Source organism: Nonomuraea sp. CA-141351 (assembly GCF_050944675.1).
Taxonomy (GTDB): domain Bacteria; phylum Actinomycetota; class Actinomycetes; order Streptosporangiales; family Streptosporangiaceae; genus Nonomuraea.
The window spans coordinates 10,878,569-10,904,097 of sequence record NZ_CP191982.1 but is presented as its reverse complement, the minus strand read 5'-3'; the positions used below and the strand labels follow the sequence as shown (position 1 = coordinate 10,904,097).

Genomic DNA, 25,529 nt, shown 5'->3' with positions numbered 1-25,529 from the left:
CGGGACACTGGACAGATATTAGAATCTGTTCTAGTTTGCGATTCGGTTGACCGAGCGCTTGGTGGAGGCCCTGGATGACCGCGGACACGCTGGCGGCCCTGCTCCTCGCACGGGCCGGGGACGATCGACCTGGGCTGATGTTCGAGGACCTGGTGTGGTCGTGGCGCGAGCACGTGGCCGCCTGCCGTGCCTCCGGCGCCTGGTTGTCCGGGCGCGGTGCCCGGTTGCATGTCGGGGTGCTCAGCGAGAACGTCCCGGAGCTGGTGTTCCTGGTGGGTGGGGCGGCGCTGTCCGGGCACGTGGTCGTCGCGCTGAACCCGACCCGCTCGGTCGACGAGCTGGTCCGCGACGCCCGTGCCACCGATGTGGACCTGCTCCTGGCCGACAGCCCATACGTGACGACGGCCGGGCAGGTGTCCGCGGCGCTGGGAGTGGACGCGATGCCTCTGTCCGCCGTCGGGCTCGAGCCTCCTGCCACACCGCAGGACGCGCCCGGGGAACTCGTGATGCTGATCTTCACCTCCGGCACCTCGGGCCGCCCCCGCGCCGTGCGGATCACACAGCGCAAGCTCGCCCTGCCCGGCATGAGCCTGGCGGCGATGCTCGCGCCTTCCGACGTCGTGTACTGCTCGATGCCGCTGTTCCACTCTGGCGCGCTGATGGCCGCCTACGCCCCGGCCGTGGCGTCCGGGGCGGCGCTGGTGCTGCGGCGGCGGTTCTCGGCGTCCGGCCTGCTACCGGACATCAGGCGGTACGGCTGCACGTACCTGCACTATGTGGGCAAAGCGCTCTCCTATGTCCTGGCCACCCCGGAACGCGCGGACGACGCCGGCAACCCGCTGCGGATCGCGTTCGGGAACGAGGGGAGCGCGGTGGCGACCAGGAGGTTCGGGGAGCGGTTCGGGTGCCGGGTGATCGACGCCTTCGGGTCCACGGAGACGGCCATCTCGCTCAGCCCCGACCCGTCCGGCCCGCCCGGATGCCTCGGGAGGCTGCCGGAGGGCGTTCAGATCCTCAACCCCGTGACCGCGCGCCCCTGCCCGCCGGGCCGCATCGAGAACGGCCGCCTGCTCAACGCGGAGGAGGCCGTCGGCGAACTGGTCAACGTCACCGGGCTGGGGCTGTTCGAGGGCTACTACAACGACCCGGAGGCGGACGCCGAGCGCATCAAGGACGGCGCGTTCTGGTCGGGCGACCTGGCGTATGCGGACGGGGACGGCTACGTGTTCTTCGCCGGGCGCGGCACCGAACGCCTGCGCGTGGACGGCGAGAACTTGGCAGTGGCGCCCATCGAGGCGGCGCTGAGGGAGTTCGCCGGGGTGATCGAGGCGGCCGTCTACCCGGTGCCCGATCCGGCGGCCGGCGACCAGGTCATGGCGGCGCTCGTGCTGGAGGGCGGCTTCGACCCGGACGCGTTCGCGGCGTTCCTCGCTTCGCGCCGCGATCTGGGCGCCAAGTCCTTACCCCGATATATCCGCCTTTCTGATGATCTTCCCCAGACCTCCTCGCACAAGGTCCTCAAACGGGTCCTCGCCCGCGAGGCCTGGCGCACCGCCGACCCGGTCTGGTGGCGCACGGGTTCCGGGCTCCGCCCGCTGACCGACGCGGACGTCAAGGGCATCGAGGAAGAGTTCGTACGGCACGGCAGGCAACATCTCTTGGAGGCGTGAATGGACTTCAACCTGGACGAAACCCAGCAGGACCTGCGGAAGCTGGCGGCCGAGGTGCTGGCCAAAGAGGACGGCGAGCGGTTATGGCAGGCCGGGCTCATGAGCGTGTGCGTGCCGGAGGAGGCGGGCGGAGCCGGGCTCGGGCCGGTTGAGATGGCCGTGGTGCTGCGGGAGGTGGGTGCGCGTGCGGCCCCGGTGCCAGCGCTGCCCACGCTGGTGAGCACGCTGACCCTGGCCCACTACGGCACCCTTGACCAGCAGCGCCGCTTGAGCAGCCAGGCCGGGGCCACCATGGCGCTCCGCGAGCCCGGGAGGGCGCCGGCCGACCCGCCCCTGACGACCGCCGGGCCCGTTGGCGGCGGCTGGGCTCTGACGGGCCGCAAGGTCTCGGTGCCCTACCCCGAGGCCCCGGTGCTGATCGCCGCCGACGAGGGCTTGTTCCTGGTCGAGTCGCCCCCGACCACCCCCGAGTACACGTCCACCGGCGAGCCCGCCGCCACGGTCGTGCTGGACGGCACCCCGGCCGAGCGGGTCGCGGGTCCAGAGGCGGTCACCGGAGCCAGGCGGCTGTTCATGGCGGCCGTGGCCGCGCAGGCCAGTGGTGTGCTGGCCGGCGCCCTGGAGCTGACCACCGGCTACATCAGGACGAGGAAGCAGTTCGGCCGGGCACTTGCCGAGTTCCAGGCCGTGACCATGCAGATCGCCGACGTCTACATCGCGGCGCGAGCCCTCGACGTGGCCATGTGGTCGGCGGTCTGGCGCCTTGGGGAGGGCCTGCCGGCCGACCAGGACCTGGCGCTGGCCGCGTACCACGTCGGTGAGGCGGTCAAGGCCCTCTACACCTGCCAGCACCTGCACGGCGGCCTGGGACTGGACGTCACGTATCCGCTGCACCGCTACTTCGCCCAGGCCAAGCACCTGTCCCACCTGCTCGGCGGCGCCGACGCCCAGCTCGACCTGATCGGAGCGCTCGTCTGATGCTGATCGACCTGACCCCCGCCCAGCGCGCCCTCCGAGACGAGCTCCGCGAGTACTTCCAGGAGTGCCTCACCGCCGATGACCGCAGGAAGATCGCCGAGGACCCGTTCGGCGAGGCGTACATGGAGCACTGCCGCCGCCTCGGACGCGACGGCAAGCTGGGCCTCGGCTGGCCCAAGGAGTACGGGGGAGGCGGCTACGGCCCGCTCGAGCAGCAGATCTTCGCCAACGAGATAGCCCGGGCGGGCGTCCCGTACCCGATCATCACGGTGCAGACCGTGGGGCCGACGCTCATGCAGTACGGCACGCAGGAGCAGAAGGACCTCTTCCTGCCGCGCATCCTCGCGGGCGAGTGCCACTTCGCCATCGGCTACAGCGAGCCCGAGGCCGGCACCGACCTGGCCTCCCTGCGCACCACGGCGGTGCTCGACGGCGACCACTACGTCGTCAACGGCCAGAAGGTCTTCACCAGCGGCGCGCACTACGCCCAGTACATCTGGCTGGCCGCCCGCACGGACCCCGAGGCCAAGAAGCACAAGGGCATCACCATGATGATCGCCTCCACGGACGACCCCGGCTTCTCGTGGACGCCGATCGTCACCATGGACGGCCGCCACCACACGAACGCCACCTACTACAGCGACGTACGCGTCCCCGTGAACATGGTGGTCGGCGAGGTGGACCGGGGCTGGGACCTGATCGTCAACCAGCTCAACCACGAACGCGTCACCCTCGGCCCGGCCGGGAACCTCGGCCAGACCTATGACCGTTTCCTCGCCTGGGCCCGCCGCACGGGACAGGAGGCGAACCCGGACGTACGGCGGGCGCTGGCCAGGGTGTGGGCGGCCTTCCGCACCAACGAACTGCTGAACTGGCAGGTCGCCGCGAACATGGACCTCGGCTGGCTGGGCGCCCCCGACGCCTCGGCCACCAAGATCTACGGCTCCGAACGCATGCAGGAGGTCGGCAGGCTCGTCGGCGACATCCTGTCCAGGTACGGAGACCCGTCCGACCCGGAGACGGCCGAGCTGCTCGAACGCATCGACCACGGGGTGAAGGGGGCGGTGGTGCTGACGTTCGGCGGCGGGGTGAACGAGGTGCAGCGCGAGCTGATCGCCATGCTCGGCCTGAGCCTGCCGAGGCCGCCGCGATGACTCTTCCCATGAACGATGAGGAGCTGCACGAGCTGGCGGCAAAGCAGGCGGCGCTGGGGGAGGTACGCGGCACCCCGGCGCGCGACCCCGTGAACGCCCCCATGATCAGGCACTGGCTGGACGCCATGGGGGACGAGAACCCTGCGTATCTGGAGAAAGGGGTCGCTCCGCCCGCGATGGCGCAGGTGTGGACGATGCCGGGCGTGCGGCGGTCGGCCAAGGACCGTTCGCCGGTGGACGACATGATGGCCACGCTCGACGCGAGCGGTTACACGGGCGTGGTGGCGACGAACTGCGAGCAGACCTATCACCGGCACGCGCGGATCGGCGAGCGGCTGACCCCGGCCACCCGGTTCACGGACCTGGCCGGGCCAAAGAAGACGGCTCTGGGCGTGGGGTTCTTCGCCACCTGGAAGGTCACCTGGTACAGCGAGGACGACGAGCCGGTCGCCGAGATGCTCTTCCGGGTCCTGAAATTTCGCCCACGCGCCAGGGAAAGCCGCCCTCCGGATAAGGAACAGGCGGCCGCGTACCCGCTCCAACCCGCGATCAACCAGGACACCGCGTTCTTCTGGGAAGGCGTGAAGCAGGGCGAGCTCCGCATCCAGACCTGCGCCGACTGCGGCGAGCTCCGCCACCCGCCCGGCCCTCTGTGCCCACACTGCCGCTCGGCCAACCTCGCCTATGCGGTCGCGAGCGGCCGGGGAACTCTCTACAGCTACGTCGTCCACCATCACCCCCCGGTGCCGGGCAGGCAGACGCCGTTCGTGGTGGGCGTGGTGGAGCTGCCGGAAGGCGTACGGATCATCGGAAACGTCGTGGACTGCCCGATCGAGGAGGTGTCGGTCGGTATGCCGTTGCGTGTGACGTACCGGCGGATGGACGACCAGCTCGTCCTGCCGATGTGGATGCCAGGGGAGGCGTGATGGAGATCGGAGCGACGCTGCCGGAGCTGGCCATCGACCTCACCCCCACCGTGGTCGTCTCCACGGCCCTGGCCACCATGGACTTCACGCCGGTCCACCACGACGTCGAGGTAGCCCGCGCCCAGGGCTCGAAGGACATCTTCCTCAACATCCTGACCACCATGGGCCTGGTCGAGCGGTACGTCACCGACTGGGCGGGCCCGGAGGCCGTCATCGAGCGCATCGCGGTCAAGCTGGGCGTACCGGCGTACGCGGGGGACCGCCTGTCCTTCAACGGGACGGTCGTGTCACGCGAGGACGGCCGGCTCACGGTCGAGGTACGAGGCAAGGTGAGCCTGGGTGACCACGCCACAGGAACCGTCACCCTGGTCGAGGAGGGAAATTGTTGAGCGGCCGTACTGCCATAGCCGGCATCGGCGCCACGGAGTTCAGCAAGCAGTCGGGCCGTTCCGAGCTGCGGCTCGCCGCGGAGGCCGTGCTGTCGGCCCTGGACGACGCGGGCCTGTCCCCTGGCGACGTGGACGGCATGGTGACCTACACCCAGGACTCCAACCAGGAGATCGCCGTGGCGAGGGAGACGGGGATCGGGGACCTGACGTTCTTCTCGCGGGTCGAGTACGGCGGCGGCGCGGCCTGCGGCACCGTGGCACACGCGGCCATGGCCGTGGCCACGGGAATGGCCCGTACGGTCGTGTGCTACCGCGCCTTCAACGAACGCTCGGGCCGCCGCTTCGGCCAGCCCAACAGCCGCCTGACCGGCGAGCCCACCTCGCAGGGCCTGGAGATGAGCTGGCACGTGCCGTTCGGCCTGATGACGCCGGCGGCGTGGGTGGCGATGTTCGCGCGCCGCTACATGCATACGTACCACGCCACCTCGGAGGATTTCGGCCGGGTGGCGGTGGCCATGCGCCGGCACGCGGCCACCAACCGGGCCGCCTGGTTCTACCAGCGCCCCATCACGCTGGAGGAGCACCAGGCGTCCAGATGGATCGTGGAGCCGCTGCACCTGCTCGACTGCTGCCAGGAGAGCGACGGCGCGGTGGCCCTGGTCGTCACGTCGGCAGAACGAGCCCGCGACCTCCGCAGATCACCCGCCCTGATCACGGCGGCCGCCCAGGGCTCGGGCACGGGCCAGATGATGATGACCAGCTACTACCGAGACGACATGACAGGCCTCCCCGAAATGTCACTGGTGGGCCGCCAACTCTGGAACATGTCAGGCTTATCTCCCAAAGACATCCAAACGGCCATCCTGTACGACCACTTCACCCCGTTCGTCCTGGCCCAACTCGAGGAGCTGGGCTTCTGCGGCCGAGGAGAGGCCCCGGAGTTCCTCAGGGACGGGAGCATAGAGCTGGACGGCAGGCTGCCGGTCAACCCGCATGGGGGCCAGTTGGGGGAGGCCTACATTCACGGCATGAACGGCATAGCGGAGGCGGTACGCCAGATCAGGGGAACGGCGGCCAACCAGCTCACAGACGTTAGGAACGTACTGGTCACGGCGGGAACAGGCGTACCGACAAGCGGCCTGATCCTCTCAGCCGAGTAACCAACGGGTAGGTGGGCCAGGGCTCGCCCAACCGTTGCCCGTCTGGGTGGTTGGCCCGCTGGAGCCCACCCGAAACCCTGCTCGCTGCTCCCTGCTCCGGCCGCTGAATTCGTCGGGGTTGTTCCCGGCCGAGCCAAAGTGGAGAGTCAGCCGATGGCGATTGTTCCGGGGAAGCCGTAGTAGACCTCCCAGATGTCGGTGAAGAACTCGTGGCAGGGGTCGAACGCGCCACCGTAGGAATCGGTGCCACCGCCGCCGGTGCCGCTGTGGATGCCCTTGGCGAGCACCTTGCCCTCCGAGTTCACCGTGTAGACGGGGCCGCCGGAGTCGCCGCCTCGAGTGCACTTGCCCTGCTTGGAGCCACGGGTCATGTTGCGAGCCACCGTCCCGTCGCTGTAACGATGGTTGAACCGCACCGTGTCGACCCTCCAACCACACAGTTCGCCCGTCGTGGCGCCGCCGGTACAGTACTTGTCGCCGTAAGCGGGGCTGCGGTAGTACATGCCGGCCACGGCGCGACTGGCGGCGGAGGTGCTGGAACCGACATAGATGCGCGGGGCGCTCGACTTGCCGGGGTCGATCTTGATCATGGAGGCGTCGCCGTGATAGGCGCTCTGCCCGTCGATGTGCCCGGTGCCGGAGTTGTTCGCCCAGGTGTCCTTCACCACGTGGCCCATGTCCTCCCTCGGAGTGAACATGGTCCAGCCGAGCCCCGTGCAGTGCCCGGCCGTGAGCATGGCGTGGTATCCGCTGTAGCGCCAGGAGAACCCGTCGCTGCAGCTGCCGACGGTGGGGCTGTAATTGCCGATCAAAGAACCGCCGTAGAAGCCGCCCGAACTGCTGTCACTCGGCCGGGAGTCCAGAGCCGATGTGGAGGAGTCGGTCAGAAGCCTGATGACGACGGCATCCGGGCCGTAACGGGTGGCCAGAGCGGTGCGGAACTCGTCGGAGGCCTCGCTGGCCTCCACAACGACGCGGTCCTTCTCGGCCTGAATGTAGCTGCCTGTGATCTTGTCGGCGCCGGGCAGGACAACGGGAGTGAGGGCGATGACCTCGTCCTTGATGGTGTCGAGCTGGCTCAGGCTGTACTTGACCAGCCCTACCTTGGGGGCGATGGGCACGCCGCCGACAATGACGGACTGCGGCTTGATCGCTTCGGCGAGCTTCTGCGCCACGGTGAGATCCGGCTGGCCGGATGGCTCAGCCGTCGGCGTGGCGGAGGTCGCGGACTGGGCCGCGACCGTCTCCTTGTCCTGCGGTGGCGGCACCGACGTCACATCGTCCGTGCCCTCGTCAGGAGGCGTGAGGTCCGGCGGCAAGAGGATCACCTGGGCGGCCCTGGTCCGCACGTCGGTCGTGGCCGCGGCCGCGATGGTGACGGGTGCGTAGAGGGCTCCGGAGCTGATGTAAGGCTGGGCATAGGAGGTGGGGTCGGCCTGAGCACGCTTGTCGGCCACATTGAAGGCGTAGCTCAGTTTGTAGTCGGGAGGGACCGCGTCGGCGTAGGGATCCGCAGTGATCACCTCCACCGGCGTCACGGTGTCGGCGCCGGCGGATGGAGAGGAGAGGGCAACGACTGCCGGCGCGAGTAAGAGACTCGTGGCCAGCACATGCCTGACAAAGGCGAGGTTCATGGTGCTCCAGACTGAGAACATCGCGACGATCACGCTGTCAGGCGTGAGAGAAGCAAAGGGGTGCGAAGCGTGACGCGAAACGAGGGGAGGTGATGCATATCACCCACTCGGCAGCCTGCCGTACCCCTCCCCGGCACCCGCGGCGAGTTCCTTGCCATGGGGTGCGTTGGACTGACCACCGCCTCTCACGGGTGGACGAACATGGGCACCGAGAAGAAGACGATCATCGCGATCGCCACGCAGATCAGGAACCCGACGGCCTCCCAGGCCCAGTCGAAATGCCGGTCCTTACGGCGTCGTACCTTCGTGGGCCGGGCCCGGTACTCCAGTCGCTTCTTGGGCGTCGGCCGGGCGAGAACGGGGCGAGGGGCCAGGAGCGAGGGTTCCGAAGCTGGAGGGGCCACACGAGGCAACGTTTCAGGGAGCGGTCAGTACGAGAAACGGGATAGTCACCCTGATAGGGAGTTCCAGCTCGAGGTCTGCCTGGTGAACCCGATGGAGCCTGTATTCGGAGGCTACGGCATCGAGGTGGAACTCCTTGACCTCGAGGATCTCGTACTTCTCGTCGAGCAGGATGAGCAGGTAGAGCGGGATGCCGGCGGCGGCGTACTGCGTGCGTTTGTCGGTGAGGTCTTCGCGGACGGTCCCAGGTGAGGAGACCTCGACGACGGCCAGGGTCTGGGACGCATCCGGCTTCTGGCCAGGGTCGTCCAAACATTTGCAGACCACCACGTCCGGACGCCGGAAGGTGAACTTGGGAACCCGCCAGAGCACCACGTCGATGTCGGTCTCAACGCTCAGACACGGCCCGCTGATCGGACGAGCGGCTTCCAGTGAGCCGGCCAGACGACGGGCTATGCGGTAGTGCTGCGGAGCGGGTGACTCGCATTTGATCACGTGTCCGTGGACTACCTCGATGCTCCCGGCGATGTCCTCTGGCAACGCTTGATACTCTGCTTCGCTCATGACTTCGGGAAGAGACTCGTACCAGGGAGGGGTTGCCATGCCGGTCTCCCTCACTTGGGGCTGACATCGAAGATCGGCTAACTGGAAGGTGTCGAGCGGGTACGGGAATCGACCGCGCTGTCAGTTTGGGAACCGCACCGATCACGGCCACCGTACCATCGGCGGCCTGGCCAGCGGCGACATCGGCCCGGGAGTCAGTGGCCCCTCGTTGTGGACGGCAATCAGCCTGCGGAAGATCGAGGACGTGCAGACAAACCCCGGTAGGAAATCAACCCCTGACCTGGCTGTTCGCTCTGAGAGCGGGCGACGGGGCATCGAACCCGCGTTGCCGCCTGAAGCGGGCCATGTGAGAGGCGAGGCACCAGCACGACGTAGGAATTCTGCCAAAGGCTCGCCCAATGCCGTCCTTCACGCGGGTCGCGCACGAACCCGACGAATGCCCTCCAGCCCACAAAGCCTGCTGAGCCGGGAAAACTACGGGGAGCTACTGACAGAACCTGCCGCCGCCCACTGTCATCTTCCTGACGCTCAACACTGTCAGCCCGCAAGGGCACCGTCATCGTCCGGAACGGAAAAATGCCAGACGCTACGCCAGGTGCCGCTGACCGAGCCCGTCGTCCGCGACGCGCTCACCGCCGGCGTGAGTGCGCCGCGTGGCCCGGCGCCGAGAAGAGCGCGCTGTTCCTCAACGGCCGCGGCGGCCGCCTGTCGACCAGCGCCTCAACGAGCTCGCCGAAGACGCCGACCTTGTCGGCGTCTTCGGCCGGCCGACCGTCTCGGCCCCTCTGAGCTAGGAGCGAGGGGCCAGCGTGACGTGCGGCGGGAACTACGGTGAGCTACTGACGGAACTTGTCGCTGACCACGGTCAACCTCCCGACGCTCAACGACGAGCCCCGGCCCCCTCTGTACTCAGTACACCTCGCTCTTGTTGTTGACGATCTCGTCGAGCAGGGTGATGGCGTCGGAGTACCGCTGGGCCGTCGAGCTGTTGACCGGCAGGGCCAGGGTGGCGAAGCCGTACCTGACTGCTTCTCCGATCGTGCGTGTCCCGAGCCTGCGGGTGAGTCCGCTGTCGATCCGCGTGGAGGCGTTGATCTGCCGCGCGGCAAGGTCGAACAAGGTCGCCAGCAGCTGGAACTTGGCGGGACCCGGCTGCGGACCGCCCGCCGAGAGCACGGCCCCGGCCTCGGAGTTGTCCAGTGCCCCGTTTCCCGAGCCGTCGAACTGCTGGTAGGTGGCCTGAACCCGGGCCAGCAGCTCGGCTGTGCGGGCCTCCGGGTGGGTCTTCCAGTAGCCGTGCGAGCGCGGGTCGCGGGTCGGCGTGACCTCGGTGATCGTCGTCGTGGCGGTCGCGGTCACCGGCTCGTAGGTGCAGCCGTTGGTGTTGCCGTACGTCACGGAAGCCTGATCGGTCAACTTGTCCCCGGCGGTGAACAGCAGGCTGGGCCTGGCCGTGAACTGCACGGACTGGTCGGCGCTCGCGGTCGTTTCGCCCAGCGACCACGTCAGCGTCGTTGTCCCGTCGGCGTTGCGGGTGACCTCGGTCGGATGAGGGCCGGTGCCTTGGTCGAGGGCCTGGCTGTAGTAGACCTCCTTCGGGAGCGTGTCGGTCAGGACGACACCGGTGGCCTTGGCGCTGCCGACGTTTGCGACCTTCAGATCGACTGTGATCGGCTCACCGGCGTTGACCGTGGCGGTCGCGCGCTTTTCGAGGGTGAGCTTGGGGGCGTGGGCCTTGGTTGAGGCGGTAGCGGTGTTGTTGTCCGTTTTGGCCTCCGCTCCGCCCGCGAGGTCCTTCGCGGTCACCTCGGCCTTGTTGGTCAACGCGGCGCCGTCTTCGGTATCGCAGGGGATTACGTAGGTGAACGTCTCTGTGCTCGTACCACCTGCGCCCAGTTGTCCGACCTGGCGCGTTTGAGCGTCCCCGGTCGGCGGGGTGTCCTTCAGGACGATCGCGGTTGCTTGGCCAGTGCCGATGTTGTCCAGCTTGACCTGGTAGGTGAGGGTGTCGCCGGGCTCGGCGTCGGCCTTGTCGACGGTCTTCTTCGTGGCGATATCGGGGTCATAGAAGTTGAAGAACGAGATCTCCTGACGGATCACGGCGGCGAAGTCCAGTTCCTTCTCCACGGTGCCACCGGCGCCCGCGCAGGTGGGCGAGGACGCGGGCCAGCTGCTGCACGCCCAGCCCAGGCGGTCGGGAGACTGCGCCCGGAACCTGATCGCGGGCCAGTCGTCGTGATCCCTGAGGGTGGTCAGGCCCTTCTCGGCGTTGATGTCCACCTTCACATCGCCGGTGTCGATGATCGGGACGTTGGTGCCGGTCGTGCGGTTGTCGTTCCAGTTGAGCGGCCCGTTCCCGGCGCCCGCCCGGAGCGGACGGAATCCGCTGGCCGGGTTGGCGATGTTGTCGGTCCACCAGAACGTCCAGTCCGTGCCATCGCTGATACCCGCAGACTCGTTCAGCCCCCCTCCCAGCTCCCCTTCGTTCAGCGGGGGCAGCTTGCCGTTGGACAGGCCCAGGCGGACCGCGCCCACCTTCCAGTCGCGCAGCTGGTTGACCAGCAGCGGCGGCGGGCTGTTCGGGATGCCCGTCTGGAAGAAGTAGTTCATGAAGCTGAGGTAGTTGGGCTTGTAGTTGTCGTTGTTGTCGCCGCCGTGGCGCAGGGCCAGGGCGTGGAAGAGCTCGTGCAGGATGGTGCCGGCCTGGTCCTGATCGGTGCCGACCCTGGCGTCGGCGTCGCCCGTGCCGGGGGTGAGCACCTGGATGTCGGTGGGGTGGGCACTGGTCGTGTCGCACCGGCCGTTGTCACCGACGTGGATCTGGGTGCCGATGGTGACGTCGTCACCACTTGCCATGGTTTGCAGGGTGTCATCGCCGCCGTAGTCGCGGGTGAAGTCGGCCACGCACATGGTCCGCCACGAGCCGAGGGTGACGATGAAGTCCTTGTTGTTGTCCCGGTTGGGTTCGCAGCACTGGCCCGAGGTGCCCGGGTCGCCGAGGAGGTCGTGGGCGAAGATCCCGTAGTGGGCGTAGCGGGCCAGCTCGACAGGGAAGTTGGTGTTTCGTGCGTTCCGGTAGTCGTTGCTGTTCAGACCCATTTGCGCCTGTTCGGTGAGTTGTGCTCCTTGAAGGTAGATGAAGTCGATGCCGTCACGGTGTGTCCCCGGGTAGGGACATGGATTCGTGGCCGGCAACGGGGCAGCGTCGAGGGTGTTGCGGACCAAGGTGATCGCGCCGGGCTTGGGCTGGTGGGAGTGCCGGGTGACGGGGTTGGTGTCGGCCATGTAGTCGAGCTGCAGGATGATCGTCTTGCGGCACGGGTCGGCGCCGAGCGCGGGCAGGTCGGCGATGACGCCGCCGCTGCGGTTCCTGATGCCGGAGAGTTCGACGATGTCCGAGATGCCGTCGCCGTCGGTGTCGGGCATCTCGGCGGTGGCGGTGATGCCGATTCTGGTGATCCGGCCGTCGTTGTTCCGGGGGTAGCCGTGGTCGCCGTCGCCTTCCACGCAGGTCTCGCCCTTGGCGGTCTGCCCGTCGGACTTGACGCAGGGCGTGCCGAAGACGATGTCGTCGCCCGATAGCGCGCCGGAGCGCACGTCGTAGACCAGGTTCAGCTCCAGGTCCTGGTCCCGGGGGCTGATGTCCATCCGGTCGTCGTTGGTGTTGAGCCCGCCGTCCCAGTCCCACAGCGTGACTGTGATGTCCACGGTTGGTTTGTCGCCTGGGAGGTCTTCTTTCGTAAAGGTCCAGCCGTTGGGGGCTTCCGGCAGGCCGAAGGGTTCGAACTCGTCGTCCTCGATTCTCGGGCCGATCTCCAGGGGGCCGTCGGCGATTTGGACCTTGGGGTAGTAGTCGCCTTCGCCCACGCCGCCGCTGTCGGGATCTTCGATCTGGCGGAGATACTCGATCTTGAAGGTGAGTTTGAAGCCGGGGGTGGCCGCGGATGCGGGGGCGGCAAGGGCCGGGATAGAGGCCAGGAGCAGCGCCAGGATCGCGGCTAACGTTAAAGATGTTCTCGTTTTACGCCTGAAGCGACTGAAGCCCATGATGTCCTCCTTGAGAGCGCAGCCACAAGGAATCGTCCGCCGTGGGCGGGGCCCGGCGCCTGAGTATCCCGTACCTAAGTGGGGGGCGTTGGTGTTCGAGCGGCGTCGGATGAGCTCTGGGACTGGGTACATGCACTCATGCCCCTCTTCGTCATCGCGCCATTCGACGATGCGCACACCCTCGAACCGGAAGGCCGCCACACTGGGGCCCACCGGGCTAGGCGAGTTCAGGCATCTTCACGGATGCACGAACATGGGCACCGAGAAGAAGACGATCATCGCGATCGCCACGCAGATCAGGAACCCGACGGCCTCCCAGGCCCAGTCGAAATGCCGGTCCTTGCGGCGTCGTACCTTCTCGGGCCGGGCCCGGTACTCCGGGCGCTTCTTGGGTGCGGGCCGGGCGCGTACGGGGCGAGGAGCCAGGAGGGAGGGCTCCGGAGCAGGGGGAGCGGGGGTCGTCGAAGGCGCCTTCTTGGGCGCGGCGAGAGTGCTCGACCGAGAGGGCTCCTGCGCGACAGGAGCGCTCGAAGGGGCCTCCTGCGGCGCGGGGAGCCGGTAGATCGGCTCGGCGCGCTTGGTCGAGGCGGTCGGTTCGGCGGGGCCGGCTGAGTCGGTGGGCCTGGTGCCTCTGGAGGACTTCGAGCGAGGGCGGAACAGCGGAGCCGCCTCGCGGGCCGGCTCCTCAGCCGCCGACGGTTGCGGCAGGGGGCGGGCCGGGCCCTTGTGTACGAGGACGTCTCTGGGGGCGAGGATGTCGCCGTCCGCCGCCGACGGCCTCGGGGGAAGGAGCACGTCGCCGGTCGCGAAGGGCTCTCGGGTGTCTCTGGGTAAGATCACGTCGCCTGTGGCGAAAGGCTCCAGGCCGCCCATGTGCTCGGGGGCCAGGAAGAACGGGCGCTCGTCGGACGGCACAGAGGTCCTTCCTACGAAGGGCCGCGCGCCGTCCAGGGCTGCCAGGGGATCCCTGAGGGGGAAGTGCTCGGTGGAGGTCAGCGGATCCCTGCGAGGCCGGGCAGAGTCCAGCCCGTCGCGGAGCTTGGGCATCGGGGCCGTGGTGGCGTCGTGGTCGGGCACGCGTGACGACGAAGGGGGCGTCAGCAGCTCCGCCGGGAAGATGACCGTGCTGGTCGCCGGGTCCGCGTCCGCCAGCGGCTGGGGCCAGATCGGGGGGCTGGGCCAGCGGGGCTTCACGAACAGCGGTCCGGGGGCGGCCGTACGGGAGCCGGCGAAGTGGATGCGGAGCGCGCCCGGTGCCTGGGGCCAGGGGAGGCGGCCGAGGACGTCGCGGAGCGGGGCGACCGCCAGCGCGCCGTACACGTCGGCCACCGGCTTGGGGATGCGGACCCCCGTCGAGGCCAGCGCCGACCCCAAGGCCTGCCTGAAGCGGTGGCCGGCGCCCACCGCCAGCTCCTCGGCGGTGTCCGGCGCGACGTCGAGCACCCACGCCAGCTCCGCCTTGCTCAGCCCGGCGACCGCGCACAACACCAGCACCTCGCGCTGGTGCGGGCGCAGCTCGCGCAGGGTGCGCTCGACGAGCGCGGTGGCAGGGTCGATCAGCGGGTCCACGGCGGGCGGCGCGTAGACGATGTCCCGCCGGTGGATCTCGCGGCGGGCGAACGCGTAGAGAGCGGCGCGGGGCGGCTCCGCGGGGGAAGGGAACGCGGCGACGCTGGAGAACAGGGACACCAGGACGTCGGACGCGGAGCCGAGGTCGCCGAGCTGGTCGGCGCAGTACGCGAACAGCCCGGCGGCATGGCGGTCGTAGAGCTCTGCGATCAACTCGGCGCGTTGACGCTGATCGGTGAGCGGCTGAGACACGGGCCGGATCCTCTTGCTTTGTGGACGCTGAGGGTGAGGGAGGTGAGAGGTGCGCGTCAGGGCTTTGTGGAGGTGTGCGTCAGAAGTTCGTGGAGGTAATCATGCCAACACACCATGGTCCGGCGCACTACCAGATACGGATTTGGGGTAAATATCCAGGTCAACTGAAACGCTTCAGGAGGTACTGGGGAGGACAGGGCGGTTCAGACGGCCGTAGTCTGTGCTGTCAAGAGATCATGCGGCGGTCGTGGCAGGGGGCTGCGACCCCTGCCCCAGAAGCCTGAAGCGAGAGTTCGCGCGTGATCACATTCGACGCTGTCACCAAACGCTATCCGGACGGAACGGTCGCCGTGGACCGCCTCGACCTCGAGGCGCCCACGGGTGAGATCACCGTGCTCGTCGGCCCCTCGGGCTGCGGGAAAACGACCTCCCTCCGGATGATCAATCGTATGATCGACGCCTCGGAGGGCCAGATCCTCCTCGACGGCACGCCGGTGCAGGGCATCGACCCGCCGACGTTGCGGCGCGGCATCGGGTACGTCATCCAGCAGGCCGGACTGTTCCCGCACCGGAAGATCGTCGACAACATCGCCACCGTCCCCTACCTGCTCGGCTGGGACAGGAAGAAGGCCCGCGACAGGGCCATGGAGCTGCTCGAACGCGTCGGCCTCGACCCCGCGTTCGCCGGGCGCTACCCGTTCCAGCTCTCGGGCGGCCAGCAGCAGCGCGTGGGCGTGGCCAGGGCGTTGGCCGCGGACCCGCCCGTGCTGCTCATGGACGAGCCGTTCAGCGCGGTCGACCCGATCGTGCGCACGAGCCTGCAGGACGAGCTGCTCAGGCTCCAGTCCGAGCTGAACAAGACCATCGTCTTCGTCACCCACGACATCGACGAGGCCATCAAGCTGGGCGACCGCGTGGCGGTGCTGCGGGTGGGCGGCAGGCTGGCGCAGATCGCCGACCCCAAGACGCTGCTGTCCGACCCGGCCGACGACTTCGTGCGGGAGTTCCTCGGGCATGACAGGGGGATCAGGCGGCTGCAGTTCATCTCCACCGAGGGGTTGCGGTTGCGTACCGATCTGACTGGCGCCACGGACGAGCCGTGGCGGCTGGTCGTGGACGCGGACGGCCGGCCGACCGGGTGGGTGTCCGCGTCGCGGCCCGACGAGCTGGAGCCGTACGGGACGTTCGTGCGCGGGCGTGACTCCATGCGAACGGCGCTCGACGCGGCGCTGTTGTCGCCGTCCGGCTGTGCCGTGGCCGTGGACGAGCAGGGCAAGGTCGTCGGCGTGGCCACGAGGGAGACGCTCGACGAGGCGCTCGCGGAGGCGGCGGATGGCTGACGGTCCCCCTTCCATCTGGGAGTGGATCGGGCGTAACTGGGACACCGGCCGGGTCGACAGCATCAAGAACCTGCTCATCGACCACCTGACGATGTCTCTCGTGCCGATCCTGGTCGCGCTGGTGATCGCGCTGCCGCTCGGGCTCGCCTGCGTGCGCTGGCGCTGGCTCTACCAGCCCACCTCCGGCTTCATGAACGTCGTCTACGCGCTTCCCTCGCTCCCCGTCTTCATGCTGCTGATCTCGGTGACCGGGCTGTCGCAGACCACCGTGATCATCCCGCTGACCTTCTACGGCATGGCCGTGCTGATCCCGGCCGTCGTGGACGGGCTGGGCTCGGTGCCCGATCATGTGCGGCAGTCGGCCGTCGCGATGGGGTTCACGCCGCTGCGCAGGCTGGTCGCGGTGGAGCTCCCGATCGCCGTCCCCGTGGTGCTGGCGGGGCTGCGGGTGGTGGCGGTCTCCAGCATCAGCCTGGTCAGCGTGGGTGCGCTGATCGGGCAAGGAGGGCTCGGCGGGCTGTTCACGCGGGCGTACCAGAACCCGTTCATGCCGCCGGTGATCGTAGGGATCGTGCTGATCGTGGCGCTGGCGCTGATCGCCGACGGGCTGCTGGTGCTGGCGCAGCGGCTGCTCACTCCATGGGTACGGGCACGAAGGGGGACGGGTTCGTGAGCTGGCTGACAGCGTTCTTCGGCTGGCTGGCCGACTTCTTCGGGAGCGGCGAGAACTGGTCGGGCCCATCCGGCATCCCCATGCGCCTGCTGGAGCATCTGGAGTTCTCGGCGCTGGCGCTGGCGCTGGCCGTGCTGATCGCGGTGCCGCTGGGGCTGCTGATCGGCCACACGGGCCGCGGCGAGGTGATCGTCGTCGTCACCGCGAACCTGGCCAGAGCGCTGCCCACGCTCGGACTGCTGGTGATGTTCGTGCTGCTGCTGGGCACGGCCTCGATCTGGCCGGTGATCATCCCGCTGGTGCTGCTGTCGGTGCCGCCGATCCTGGTGAACACGTTCGAGGGCATCAAGGGGGTCGATCCCGAGCTGCGCGACGCCGCGTACGGGATGGGCCTGCGCGGGGGGCAGGTGCTCGGACGGGTGCTCGTGCCGGTCGCGCTGCCACTGATCCTGCTGGGCTGCCGGTTGTCGGCGATCCAGGTCGTGGCCACCACCACCGTCGCCGCGTACACGGGGCTCGGCGGCCTCGGAAGGTTCGTGATCGACGGTTTCGCGACGAAGGATTACGCGAGCGTCGTCGGGGGTTCAGTACTGATTGTGCTGTTCGCCCTAGTAGTGCAGGTACTGTTCACGCTCACCCAGAGAGTGACGGTATCCCCAGGGGTGAGCCGACGTCTGAAGATTCGGTAGTCTCCCCTATTACCTCCCGCTTAGAAGGGAAAATCGAAATGGGACGCAAGTACGGCATCGCTGCGGTGCTCATGTCAGCGATGCTCGGGCTGGCCGCCTGCGGTGGTGGCGGCGGTAGCACTGGAGGCAATCCGCTCGACACCTCGAGCGCGGCCCCCAGCGGTTCGGCTTCGAGCGGGGGCGGGGGCAAGGCTGTCATCGGGTCCTTCGACTTCGACGAGAGCGTGCTGCTCGGGTCCGTCTACGCCCAGGCGCTCGAGGCCAAGGGTGTGCAGGTGGAGGAGAAGCCGCGCATCGGCAGCCGCGAGGCCGTTTACGACCAGGTCAAGAGTGGTGGCCTGACGATCGTGCCCGAGTACAACGGCAACCTGCTGGCCTTCGTCGACCTGAAGAACACGGCCGCGACCACCGACGAGGTCAACGCCGCGCTGAAGGAGAAGCTGCCGGCCGAGCTGGAGATCCTCGACTCCTCGCCGGCCGAGGACAAGGACAGCCTGTCGATCAGCAAGGACACCCAGACCAAGCAGTCGCTGAACACCATGGAGGACCTGGCCAAGGTCTCCAAGACCTTCACCGTCGGCGGCCCGCCCGAGTTCAAGAAGCGGTGGGAGGCGCGGTTCAAGGAGGTCTACGGGGTCGAGTTCAAGGAGTGGAAGCCCACGGGCCCGACCACCGCTGACGCGATCAAGGACGGCACGATCCAGGTCGGCAACGTGTTCACCACCGACCCCAAGATGACGGCGAACAACCTCGTTCCGCTGCAGGACCCCAAGAACATCTTCCCCGCCCAGAACGTGACGCCGCTGATCTACAAGGCGGGCGCGAACGACACGATCAAGACCACGCTGAACGCCATCTCGGCGAAGCTGACGACGCAGTCTCTGCTGGACATGATGCAGAAGATCTCCGTCAACAAGGACGAGCCCGCCACGGTGGCCAAGGAATGGCTGACCTCCAACGGTCTCGCCTGACTCCGGTGAGGGTCCCCGTTGTCCGGGGGCCCTCACTTTCCGGTTCTGCTGGGAGTCCCCGGAGGTTCTGGTCGTGACTTCCCGGAGACTGTTTCCGTGAGTGAATTCACGGAGGCGATGGCGCAGCTGGCGGCCGGGGTGGCGGTGGTGACCGTACGCGATGGGCGCGACGACCTGGGCACCACGGTGTCCGCGCTCATGTCGGTCTCGCTGGAGCCCCCGCTCGTGCTGGTGAGCCTGGCCAGCCAGGGTTACCTCAACGAGGTCCTGCTCCGCCAGGACCGCTGGGCGGCCTCGCTCCTGTCGTCAGGCCAGGCGGCCATCGCCAGCCGCTTCGCCACAGCCGGCCGGCCCAGCGCTCGCCTGCTGCTGGCGGGCACTCCGCACCACCGGGGCGAGCACACGGACGCGCTGGTGGTGGAGGGCGGGGTGGCCGCCCTGGAGGCCGGGACCACCAAGGTGGTCCCGGCCGGCGACCACACGCTCTTCATCGCCGCCGTCCTCGCCGTCCCCTACGTCAGTCCCTCGCTGCAACCTCTGGTACGGCTCCGCGGCCGCTACCGCGCGGCAGGAACGTGATGCGTGGCTTGGTCCTCGGCGAGGCTCAGCGGATCATGTACCAGTCGGGCAGGAGAAGGGGCCCCGCTGCCGGGAGGCCGAGTTCGGCGGAGAGGCGGGCGAGCGGTCCCCACGCGTCGAGGCGGATCCGGGCCAGGGCGGCGGACTTGTCCTCGCTGGACTCGGGCCCGCGCAGCCGCTCGAGAGGGTTGAGCCGGGGGTAGGTGCGGACGGGGACGTCGTCGGCGAGGCCGGCACGCTTCCTGGCCAGGGCCAGCGCGTCCTCCAGGCCACCCAGCTCGTCCACGAGCCCGCTGGCGTGCGCGTCGGCGCCGGTCCACACGCGGCCGCGGGCCAGCTCGTGAGCGCGCTCCTTGGTGAGGTCGCGGCTCGCGGCCACCTTGCCCACGAAGTCGTCGTAGATCCGGTCGAGCCAGGCGTTCACGCGTTCCCACTGATCGGGGGAGAAGCCGCGGGAGGTGGAGAACATGCCGGCGTTGGTCCCCGCGGCGACCATTTCCGAATTTATCCCGATTTTTTCGAGCATTTCGGCAACGACCGGCTTGCCGCCGTACACGCCGATCGAGCCCGTCAGCGTGCCGGGCTGGGCCACGATCACGTCGGCGGCCATCGCGATGAAGTAGCCGCCGGACGCCGCCAGGTCGCCCATGGAGACGATCACCGGCTTGACCTTGCGGGTCAGGATCACCTCGCGCCACACCGTGTCGGAGGCCACGTACGAGCCGCCGGGGCTGTCCACCCGGAACACGACGGCCTTGACGTGCTCGTCCCGCCTGGCCGCGCGGAAGGCGGCGCTGATCGTGTCGGAGCCCATCGCCCCGCCGCCGCCGAGCGGGCTGCGCCCGCTGCGACCGGTCCTGATCATGCCGCTGCCGTGGATGAGCGCGATCCCGTCCGACATCGGGTGCGGCAGCTTCTTCACGGCCGCGCTCCTGGCGTAGCGGGACACGTACAGGAGGTGTGCCTCGTCACCCGCCGCCTGCTTGACCTCTTCGTACACCTCGTCCCTGTACGCCAGCCGGTCGACCAGCCCGGCCTCCTCCGCCTCGGCGGCGGTGAACGGGCCGCGGTCGATCAACTCGCGGACCTTGCCCGGGTCGAGCCTGCGCCCGTCGGCGATGCCCGTGATGAGGCTCTCGGTGACCGACTCCACGATGCGGCTCATGGACTCGCGGTGGGGTTCGGTCATGTGGTCCTGGGTGAAGGTGTTGACGGCGGTCTTGTACTCGTGCCGCTGGCCGGCCTCGTACCCCACTCCCAGCTTGGTCAGCGCGCCCTTGACGAAGCGCTGCTCCAGCGCCACCCCGGTCAGCCCGACGTCGCCGCTCGGCTGCAGGTAGACGCGTTCGAACGCGCTGGCCAGGTAGTACGGCACCGTGCCGCCGCCGAACTCCCCGAACGTCTCGGCGAACGCGACGGTCAGCTTGCCCGCGGCCCTGAAGTGGATCACAGCCTGGCGCAGCTCCTGCACCATGGCCAGGCCCAGCGGGTTGCTCCCGATCCTGACCACCAGCGCCTTGACCCTGGAGTCCTGCCTGGCCCGCTTGAGCCCGGACAGGACATCGGACAGGCGCGTCTTGCGCATGGACAGCACCGCGGCGAGCGGGTCCGTCGGGGGGCCCTCGGTGAGGCCCTCTGTGAGATCGAGCTCCAGCACCAGCGGGGCCGTGCGCCGCTGGCGAAGCTTGTCGACGGTTTCGAAGATCGCCTTGCCTGCGTCCATAAAAGCCACCCTAAGCGACACAATTCGGATGTGCTTGGGGATATGAAGCTTAGAGGTATACACCTTAGCTGTACAGTTCTAGGTATGCGCTCAGTAGCCAAGCCTCCCCATGTCTTCGACCGTGATCGCGAATGGGCCGGCCTGGTTCGGTTCGCCACGTCGCCCAGTCCGGACGTGCGGCTCGGCATCGTGAGCGGCAGACGACGGCAGGGCAAGACCTACCTGCTCGACGCCTTGATCAGGGAGCTCGGCGGGTTCTTCTTCGCCGCCACGGATGAGACGGAGAGCCAGGCGCTGGCCCGTTTCGGCCGGGCCCTGGCGGCGCAGACCGGAGGCACGGGCGGGCGATTCACTTTCGCTGATTGGGACGAGGCGTTGGAGCGGCTTTTCACCGTCGTCCCTGAGGGACTCATCGTGATCGACGAGTTTCCCTACCTGAGCAAGCACTCGCCCTCGCTGCCCTCGCTGATCCAGCACGCCCTTGATCCCAGGGGATACGCGAGGCAGGGGAAAGCGCGACTGCTGTTGTGCGGCTCGGCGCTGGGGGTGATGGGCCGCCTCCTGGCGGGCAACGCGCCCCTGCGCGGCCGGGCAAGTCTCGAGCTCGTGGTCAAACCTCTGAACTACCGGGCATCCGCCAAATTCTGGGGCATCGAGGATCCGCGCCTGGCGGTGCTGGTCCACTCCATCGTGGGGGGCACGCCTGCCTATCGACGGGAGTTCGTGGCCGGGGACACCCCCGAGTCGATGGAGGACTTCGACGCCTGGGTAACGCGTACGGTGCTCAATCCGGAGATCCCGCTGTACCGCGAGGCCCGCTACCTGCTGGCGGAAGAGGCTGACATTCGAGACACGGCCATTTACCACGCGGTGCTGGACGCCATCGCGTCGGGAAACGCCACACGCGGTGGCATCGCGAGTCACATCGGCCGGAAATCTACGGATATTGGGCACCCGCTCTCCGTCCTGGAGGATTCACAGCTGATTGCCCGCGAAGATGACGCGTTCAGAAAGGGCAGGTCCCTCTACCGCATCTGTGAACCGCTGATCGTTTTCTACGAGTCGGTGATGTGGCGCGAGTGGGATCGGTTGGAACGTCACCAGCCCGAGCTCGCCTGGCGCAATTCCCGTGCCACTTTCCTGTCTCAGGTGGTCGGACCGCACTTCGAAGCTCTCTGCAGGGAGTGGGCGATGTCCTCGGAAGAGGAGGTGTTCGGCGAACTGCCCGGCAAGGTGGCCGCGGGTGCGGTGGCTGACCCGCATAATCGCACGCAGATCCAGGTCGACGTGGTCGTTCTCGCGCAGGAGGAGCACGGGCGTCCGCAGCGCATCCTGTCCTTGGGGGAGGTCAAGTGGGACAAGATGATCACGCCTGCGCATGTGGAGCGGCTGCGGCGAGCGCGGGACCTGCTGTCGGTGAAGGGGTACGACACCAGGGATACCGTGCTCGCCTGCTACAGCGGGGCCGGGTTCCATGCGGACATTCCCGGGGGCGTCCGCCTCATCGGTCTCGAAGAGCTTTACGCGCGCAGCGCGCCCTAGCGTCCGCCGGCGTGCGACGCGCGGCACGTTACCCCGCCCACACCCGCTATCGCCTGGCGAGGTCTCTGTAGTCGCGTAGCGTGATGTTCTCGGCGGTCTTGCGGGCGATCTTGGAGGCCATGTTCTTCCCGGGCAGGTAAGGCATGAGCTTGTAGTACTGGTTGAGCAGCCCGGCCATGAAGCGGCTTCCCGGGACCATGAGGCTGGCGACGCCGTCGCCCATCTTCTGGCAGCCGGTCGCGTACGCACGCATCTCCTCCTCGTAGCGGGCGAACGCGACGCGGTGGTCGCCGTGCGCCGCGGCCAGCTCTCCGGCCAGGACGTACGCGCCGATCAGGGCGAGCCCCGAGCCCATGCCCGACAGGGAGGAGGGGCAGTAGGCGGCGTCGCCGACCAGGGCGACCCGGCCTCGCGACCAGGCGTCCATGTGGACCTGACCGACCGAATCGAAGTAGAAGTCGGGCGCGTGCCGCATTTCGTGCAGCAGCCGGTCGCTCTGCCAGCCGTTGCCGGTGAAGCTCTCGGCGAGAACGGCCTGCTGCCGGGCCACGTCGCGGCGGTCGAGGTCCAGCGCCGGCGAGGCGAAGTAGAAGACGGCCTTGGCCTCGGTGTTGTGGCGGGAGCTGTACCACGCGACCAGCTTGTTCGCGGTGCGGTAGGCGTGCCCGGTGTGGTCGAGCCCGAGGTGGTTGGGCGTGGTGAAGATCGCGCAGTAGAGGCCGAGGTGCTTGACGAACTGCTCCTCCGGCCCGAACGTCAGGCGGCGGGTGTTGGAGTGCAGCCCGTCGGCGCCGATCACCAGGTCGAACCTGCGGGGCGGGGTGCGTTCGAAGGTGACGGTCACGCCGTGCTCGTCCTCGGTGAGCGAGGTGATGGAGTCCCCGAAGATGTACTCGGTGTGGTCCTTGGTGGCGTCGTACAGGATGCGTCCCAGGTCGCCCCGGAGGATCTCGATGTCTCCGGCGAAGAGGTCGGCGGGCATCTTGGACTGTGGCTTGCCCGCGCTGTTGACGTACGACATGGAGCCCATGCCGGTGCGGGCGCGCTCGAGGTCGGGCAGGATGCCCATGCGGCGCAGGATCGACAGGTGCGCCTCGCCGCGGAAGTCGACGGCGTAGCCGCCGTCGCGGAGTGCGGGGGCGCGCTCCACGATCGTGGGGTTGAAGCCGTGGCGGCGGAGCCAGTAGGCGAGCGTGGGGCCGGCGACGGAGGCGCCGGAGATCAGGACGTTGATGTTCTTCATGAAGCAGAGCCTCCTCCGGAGGGCTCACCGCCCGCTCACCACGCGCTCACCGCAGGCCAGATCGGCAGGTGGCGGGGGCTCTGAACAACTGATCACCCCACCCGGGTGAAGCTCGCACGGTAGGCCGTGGGAGTGAGCCCGACGCGGCCGGCCAGGTGCTTGCGAAGGGAGTCCGCGCTGCCCAGACCGCTCTTCGCGGCGACCTGATCCATGGGCAGGTCGGTGGTCTCCAGCAGTTCCCTGGCCCGGTCGACGCGCCGGTGCAGCAGCCACTGGAGCGGGCTCAGGCCGGTCTCCGCGTGGAAGCGCCTGGTCAGCGTCCGCACGCTCACCTTGGCGTGACCGGCCAGGTCGGCCAGGGTGAGCGGTCGGTCGAGGCGCTCGAGTGCCCAGGCCCGGGTGGGGGCGAGCGAGGTGCCGCGCTCGGGAGGCAGCGGGGTCTCGATGAACTGGGCCTGGCCGCCCGGTCGTACGGGAGAGACGACTGCGAGCCGCGCGGCCGCGTTGGCCACCGCAGCCCCGTAGTCGAGCCTGATCAGATGCAGGCACAGGTCAATGGCGGCCGCGGCGCCCGCCGAGGTGAAGATGGGGCCGTCCTCGACGAACAGGACGTCGGGCCGGACATCGATCGACGGGAAGCGGGCGGCGAGGTCGCCGGCCAGCCCCCAGTGGGTGGTCGCGCGGCGCCCGTCGAGCAGGCCGGCCTGGGCCAGCACGAACGCGCCCGTACACAGTGAGGCGATCCGTGCCCCGCCGGCGGCGGCCTTCCTCAAGGCGTCGAGGACCTCCGCGGGAGCCTGCTCGCCGCCGCTGCCGACGGCGATCACCGTGTCGGCGCCCTGCATCGCCTCCAAGCTGTCCGCCACCACCACATCGGGGCCCCCAACGGTCGGCACCGGGCCGGGCCGTGCCGTACAGACGCGCACGTCGTAATGGGCGCTGTTGTTGAACACCATGAGCGGGATCGAGACATCGAAGCTCAGCACGGGGGGCACGATGACGGCGGTGACGCGGTGCATGGCCAGATCCTCCGGATGGTTGGCAATCCGGCCACTATGCTACGAGGTCGCAGGTCGGCACCGTTGTAATCATGAAATTTCATGTGATCGTGGGCCGCGGGGCCACCGCGTCGAAGACCGCTCTGCTGCTGGCCGAGGACGGCGAGCGGGTACGGATGATCAGCCGCACCGGCGGCGGGCCCGACCACCCGCTCGTCGAGAAGGTCGCCGCGGACGCGACCGACGCCGATCGGCTCACCGAGCTCGCTGAGGGCGCGGACACGCTGTTCACCACCGCCGCGCCGCCGTACCACGCCTGGCCCGAGCAGTTCCCGATCCTGACGACGTCGCTGCTCACCGCGGTGAAACGGACGGGCGTCGCCTACGTGATGCTCGGCAACCTGTACGCCTACGGGCCGGTGGACGGGCCGATCACGCCCGGTTTCCCGCTGGCCGCGACCGGGCGCAAGGGGCGAGTCAGGGCGCGGGCATGGGAGGAGGCCGCCGCCTCGGGAGTGAAGGTCACCGAGGTGCGGGCCGGCCAGTTCTACGGCGCCGGCGCCTTCTCGGTGTTCAGCCTCATGGTTCAGGGGCCCGTGCTGGAAGGCAGGCTCGCCCTGGTGCCGCAGGAGCTCGACGTGCCGCACAGCTACTCGGGGATCGGCGACGCCGCACGCACGCTGGTGGCCGCGAGCCGCAACGAGCAGGCGTACGGCCGGGCCTGGCACGTACCCACCTCGACCCTGTCGGTGCGCGAACTGGCCGGGCGGCTCGCGGGGCTCGCGGGGGCGCCGGAGCCGCGGATGGAGAAGATGACGGAACGCGACCTGACCCTGCTCGCGTTCACCGAGCCGTTCTGGGCGGAAATGCACGAAGTGATCACCAAGCCCGGCCACCCGTTCGTCATCGACTTCTCCGAGACCGAGAAGATCCTCGGCGTGAGCGCCACTTCGGTCGACGACGTGCTCCGGGAAGTGATCTAGCGGTCCAGGGGCAACGGGCGGGTCAACTGCCCGTTGCCCCGTT

Annotated in this window: 22 protein-coding genes; 14 read left to right on the top strand and 8 right to left on the bottom strand. The window is 68.6% G+C overall.

What is annotated here, in order from left to right:
- Positions 1-74: 74 nt before the first annotated feature.
- From ACQPWU_RS51160 to ACQPWU_RS51135, 6 genes are read left to right on the top strand one after another with little or no spacing between them, the layout of a single operon-like run.
- Positions 75-1,670, top strand: a complete 1,596-nt coding sequence (locus ACQPWU_RS51160) for an AMP-binding protein (protein WP_433433894.1) — start codon at positions 75-77, stop codon at positions 1,668-1,670.
- The gene (locus tag ACQPWU_RS51155; protein WP_433433893.1) at positions 1,671-2,648 is read left to right on the top strand and encodes an acyl-CoA dehydrogenase family protein; all 978 of its coding nucleotides are present in this window, start codon (positions 1,671-1,673) and stop codon (positions 2,646-2,648) included. It begins immediately after the preceding gene.
- Entirely contained in the window at positions 2,648-3,802 is a 1,155-nt protein-coding gene (locus ACQPWU_RS51150) for an acyl-CoA dehydrogenase family protein (RefSeq protein WP_433433891.1), read from the top strand. Before ACQPWU_RS51155 ends, ACQPWU_RS51150 begins: the two co-directional genes overlap by 1 nt.
- Positions 3,803-3,810: 8 nt before the next feature.
- Positions 3,811-4,728, top strand: coding sequence for a bifunctional MaoC family dehydratase N-terminal/OB-fold nucleic acid binding domain-containing protein (locus ACQPWU_RS51145; RefSeq protein WP_433433889.1), 918 nt, complete (start codon positions 3,811-3,813; stop codon positions 4,726-4,728).
- On the top strand, positions 4,728-5,117 hold the full coding sequence (locus ACQPWU_RS51140; protein ID WP_433433887.1) for a MaoC family dehydratase: 390 nt from the start codon (positions 4,728-4,730) through the stop codon (positions 5,115-5,117). The genes ACQPWU_RS51145 and ACQPWU_RS51140 overlap by 1 nt, the downstream gene beginning before the upstream one ends.
- Positions 5,114-6,277: a lipid-transfer protein gene (locus ACQPWU_RS51135; RefSeq protein WP_433433885.1), complete on the top strand. Its 1,164-nt coding sequence runs from the start codon at positions 5,114-5,116 to the stop codon at positions 6,275-6,277. The genes ACQPWU_RS51140 and ACQPWU_RS51135 overlap by 4 nt, the downstream gene beginning before the upstream one ends.
- Before the next feature lie 146 nt (positions 6,278-6,423).
- Here the strand turns inward: ACQPWU_RS51135 and ACQPWU_RS51130 are convergent, their stop codons facing one another.
- On the bottom strand, positions 6,424-7,806 hold the full coding sequence (locus ACQPWU_RS51130; protein WP_433433883.1) for a hypothetical protein: 1,383 nt from the start codon (positions 7,804-7,806) through the stop codon (positions 6,424-6,426).
- Here ACQPWU_RS51130 and ACQPWU_RS51125 point away from each other — a divergent pair.
- Positions 7,793-7,984 (top strand): hypothetical protein, encoded by a 192-nt coding sequence (locus ACQPWU_RS51125; RefSeq protein ID WP_433433881.1) that lies wholly within the window; start codon positions 7,793-7,795, stop codon positions 7,982-7,984. The genes ACQPWU_RS51130 and ACQPWU_RS51125 overlap by 14 nt on opposite strands.
- 112 nt (positions 7,985-8,096) lie before the next feature.
- On the opposite strand, the gene ACQPWU_RS51120 is transcribed toward ACQPWU_RS51125, so the two are convergent.
- From ACQPWU_RS51120 to ACQPWU_RS51105, 4 genes are all read right to left on the bottom strand, one after another.
- Complete coding sequence (locus tag ACQPWU_RS51120; protein WP_433433880.1) at positions 8,097-8,315, bottom strand: hypothetical protein; 219 nt, start codon at positions 8,313-8,315, stop codon at positions 8,097-8,099.
- Positions 8,316-8,328: 13 nt separating this feature from the next.
- A complete protein-coding gene (locus tag ACQPWU_RS51115) occupies positions 8,329-8,916 on the bottom strand; it encodes a Uma2 family endonuclease (protein ID WP_433433878.1) in 588 nt (195 codons plus the stop codon).
- Positions 8,917-9,786: 870 nt separating this feature from the next.
- Entirely contained in the window at positions 9,787-12,924 is a 3,138-nt protein-coding gene (locus tag ACQPWU_RS51110; protein WP_433433876.1) for a CARDB domain-containing protein, read from the bottom strand.
- A gap of 237 nt (positions 12,925-13,161) precedes the next feature.
- Positions 13,162-14,745: a hypothetical protein gene (locus ACQPWU_RS51105; protein ID WP_433433874.1), complete on the bottom strand. Its 1,584-nt coding sequence runs from the start codon at positions 14,743-14,745 to the stop codon at positions 13,162-13,164.
- Positions 14,746-15,044: 299 nt separating this feature from the next.
- Between ACQPWU_RS51105 and ACQPWU_RS51100 the strand changes: the two genes are divergently transcribed.
- From ACQPWU_RS51100 to ACQPWU_RS51080, 5 genes are all read left to right on the top strand, one after another.
- Positions 15,045-16,085, top strand: coding sequence for an ABC transporter ATP-binding protein (locus ACQPWU_RS51100; RefSeq protein WP_433433872.1), 1,041 nt, complete (start codon positions 15,045-15,047; stop codon positions 16,083-16,085).
- The gene (locus tag ACQPWU_RS51095) at positions 16,078-16,758 is read left to right on the top strand and encodes an ABC transporter permease (RefSeq protein ID WP_433433870.1); all 681 of its coding nucleotides are present in this window, start codon (positions 16,078-16,080) and stop codon (positions 16,756-16,758) included. The genes ACQPWU_RS51100 and ACQPWU_RS51095 overlap by 8 nt, the downstream gene beginning before the upstream one ends.
- Positions 16,755-17,447, top strand: a complete 693-nt coding sequence (locus tag ACQPWU_RS51090) for an ABC transporter permease (protein WP_433433868.1) — start codon at positions 16,755-16,757, stop codon at positions 17,445-17,447. Before ACQPWU_RS51095 ends, ACQPWU_RS51090 begins: the two co-directional genes overlap by 4 nt.
- A 38-nt stretch (positions 17,448-17,485) precedes the next feature.
- Positions 17,486-18,418 (top strand): ABC transporter substrate-binding protein, encoded by a 933-nt coding sequence (locus ACQPWU_RS51085; RefSeq protein ID WP_433433866.1) that lies wholly within the window; start codon positions 17,486-17,488, stop codon positions 18,416-18,418.
- A 96-nt stretch (positions 18,419-18,514) separates the two neighbouring features.
- On the top strand, positions 18,515-18,997 hold the full coding sequence (locus tag ACQPWU_RS51080; protein WP_433433865.1) for a flavin reductase family protein: 483 nt from the start codon (positions 18,515-18,517) through the stop codon (positions 18,995-18,997).
- A 25-nt stretch (positions 18,998-19,022) separates the two neighbouring features.
- Here the strand turns inward: ACQPWU_RS51080 and sppA are convergent, their stop codons facing one another.
- Complete coding sequence (gene sppA / locus ACQPWU_RS51075; RefSeq protein WP_433433863.1) at positions 19,023-20,720, bottom strand: signal peptide peptidase SppA; 1,698 nt, start codon at positions 20,718-20,720, stop codon at positions 19,023-19,025.
- A 174-nt stretch (positions 20,721-20,894) separates the two neighbouring features.
- Here sppA and ACQPWU_RS51070 point away from each other — a divergent pair, with 174 nt between their 5' ends.
- A complete protein-coding gene (locus ACQPWU_RS51070; protein WP_433433861.1) occupies positions 20,895-22,262 on the top strand; it encodes an AAA family ATPase in 1,368 nt (455 codons plus the stop codon).
- 46 nt (positions 22,263-22,308) lie between these two features.
- On the opposite strand, the gene ACQPWU_RS51065 is transcribed toward ACQPWU_RS51070, so the two are convergent.
- Together ACQPWU_RS51065 and ACQPWU_RS51060 are read right to left on the bottom strand one after the other, a co-directional pair.
- Entirely contained in the window at positions 22,309-23,505 is a 1,197-nt protein-coding gene (locus tag ACQPWU_RS51065; protein WP_433433859.1) for an FAD-dependent monooxygenase, read from the bottom strand.
- Positions 23,506-23,597: 92 nt separating this feature from the next.
- The gene (locus tag ACQPWU_RS51060; RefSeq protein WP_433433857.1) at positions 23,598-24,524 is read right to left on the bottom strand and encodes a GlxA family transcriptional regulator; all 927 of its coding nucleotides are present in this window, start codon (positions 24,522-24,524) and stop codon (positions 23,598-23,600) included.
- 71 nt (positions 24,525-24,595) lie between these two features.
- Between ACQPWU_RS51060 and ACQPWU_RS51055 the strand changes: the two genes are divergently transcribed.
- A complete protein-coding gene (locus tag ACQPWU_RS51055; RefSeq protein WP_433433855.1) occupies positions 24,596-25,486 on the top strand; it encodes an NAD-dependent epimerase in 891 nt (296 codons plus the stop codon).
- The last annotated feature ends 43 nt before the right edge of the window (positions 25,487-25,529 follow it).

Excerpts from the sequence above, each read along its gene's own strand:
- ACQPWU_RS51160 (WP_433433894.1), top strand. The coding sequence starts at position 75 with ATGACCGCGGACACGCTGGCGGCCCTGCTCCTCGCACGGGCCGGGGAC.
- ACQPWU_RS51155 (WP_433433893.1), top strand. The coding sequence starts at position 1,671 with ATGGACTTCAACCTGGACGAAACCCAGCAGGACCTGCGGAAGCTGGCG.
- ACQPWU_RS51150 (WP_433433891.1), top strand. The coding sequence starts at position 2,648 with ATGCTGATCGACCTGACCCCCGCCCAGCGCGCCCTCCGAGACGAGCTC.
- ACQPWU_RS51145 (WP_433433889.1), top strand. The coding sequence starts at position 3,811 with ATGAACGATGAGGAGCTGCACGAGCTGGCGGCAAAGCAGGCGGCGCTG.
- ACQPWU_RS51140 (WP_433433887.1), top strand. The coding sequence starts at position 4,728 with ATGGAGATCGGAGCGACGCTGCCGGAGCTGGCCATCGACCTCACCCCC.
- ACQPWU_RS51115 (WP_433433878.1), bottom strand. The coding sequence starts at position 8,916 with ATGGCAACCCCTCCCTGGTACGAGTCTCTTCCCGAAGTCATGAGCGAA.
- ACQPWU_RS51110 (WP_433433876.1), bottom strand. The coding sequence starts at position 12,924 with ATGGGCTTCAGTCGCTTCAGGCGTAAAACGAGAACATCTTTAACGTTA.
- ACQPWU_RS51095 (WP_433433870.1), top strand. The coding sequence starts at position 16,078 with ATGGCTGACGGTCCCCCTTCCATCTGGGAGTGGATCGGGCGTAACTGG.
- ACQPWU_RS51085 (WP_433433866.1), top strand. The coding sequence starts at position 17,486 with ATGGGACGCAAGTACGGCATCGCTGCGGTGCTCATGTCAGCGATGCTC.
- sppA (WP_433433863.1), bottom strand. The coding sequence starts at position 20,720 with ATGGACGCAGGCAAGGCGATCTTCGAAACCGTCGACAAGCTTCGCCAG.
- ACQPWU_RS51065 (WP_433433859.1), bottom strand. The coding sequence starts at position 23,505 with ATGAAGAACATCAACGTCCTGATCTCCGGCGCCTCCGTCGCCGGCCCC.
- ACQPWU_RS51060 (WP_433433857.1), bottom strand. The coding sequence starts at position 24,524 with ATGCACCGCGTCACCGCCGTCATCGTGCCCCCCGTGCTGAGCTTCGAT.
- ACQPWU_RS51055 (WP_433433855.1), top strand. The coding sequence starts at position 24,596 with ATGAAATTTCATGTGATCGTGGGCCGCGGGGCCACCGCGTCGAAGACC.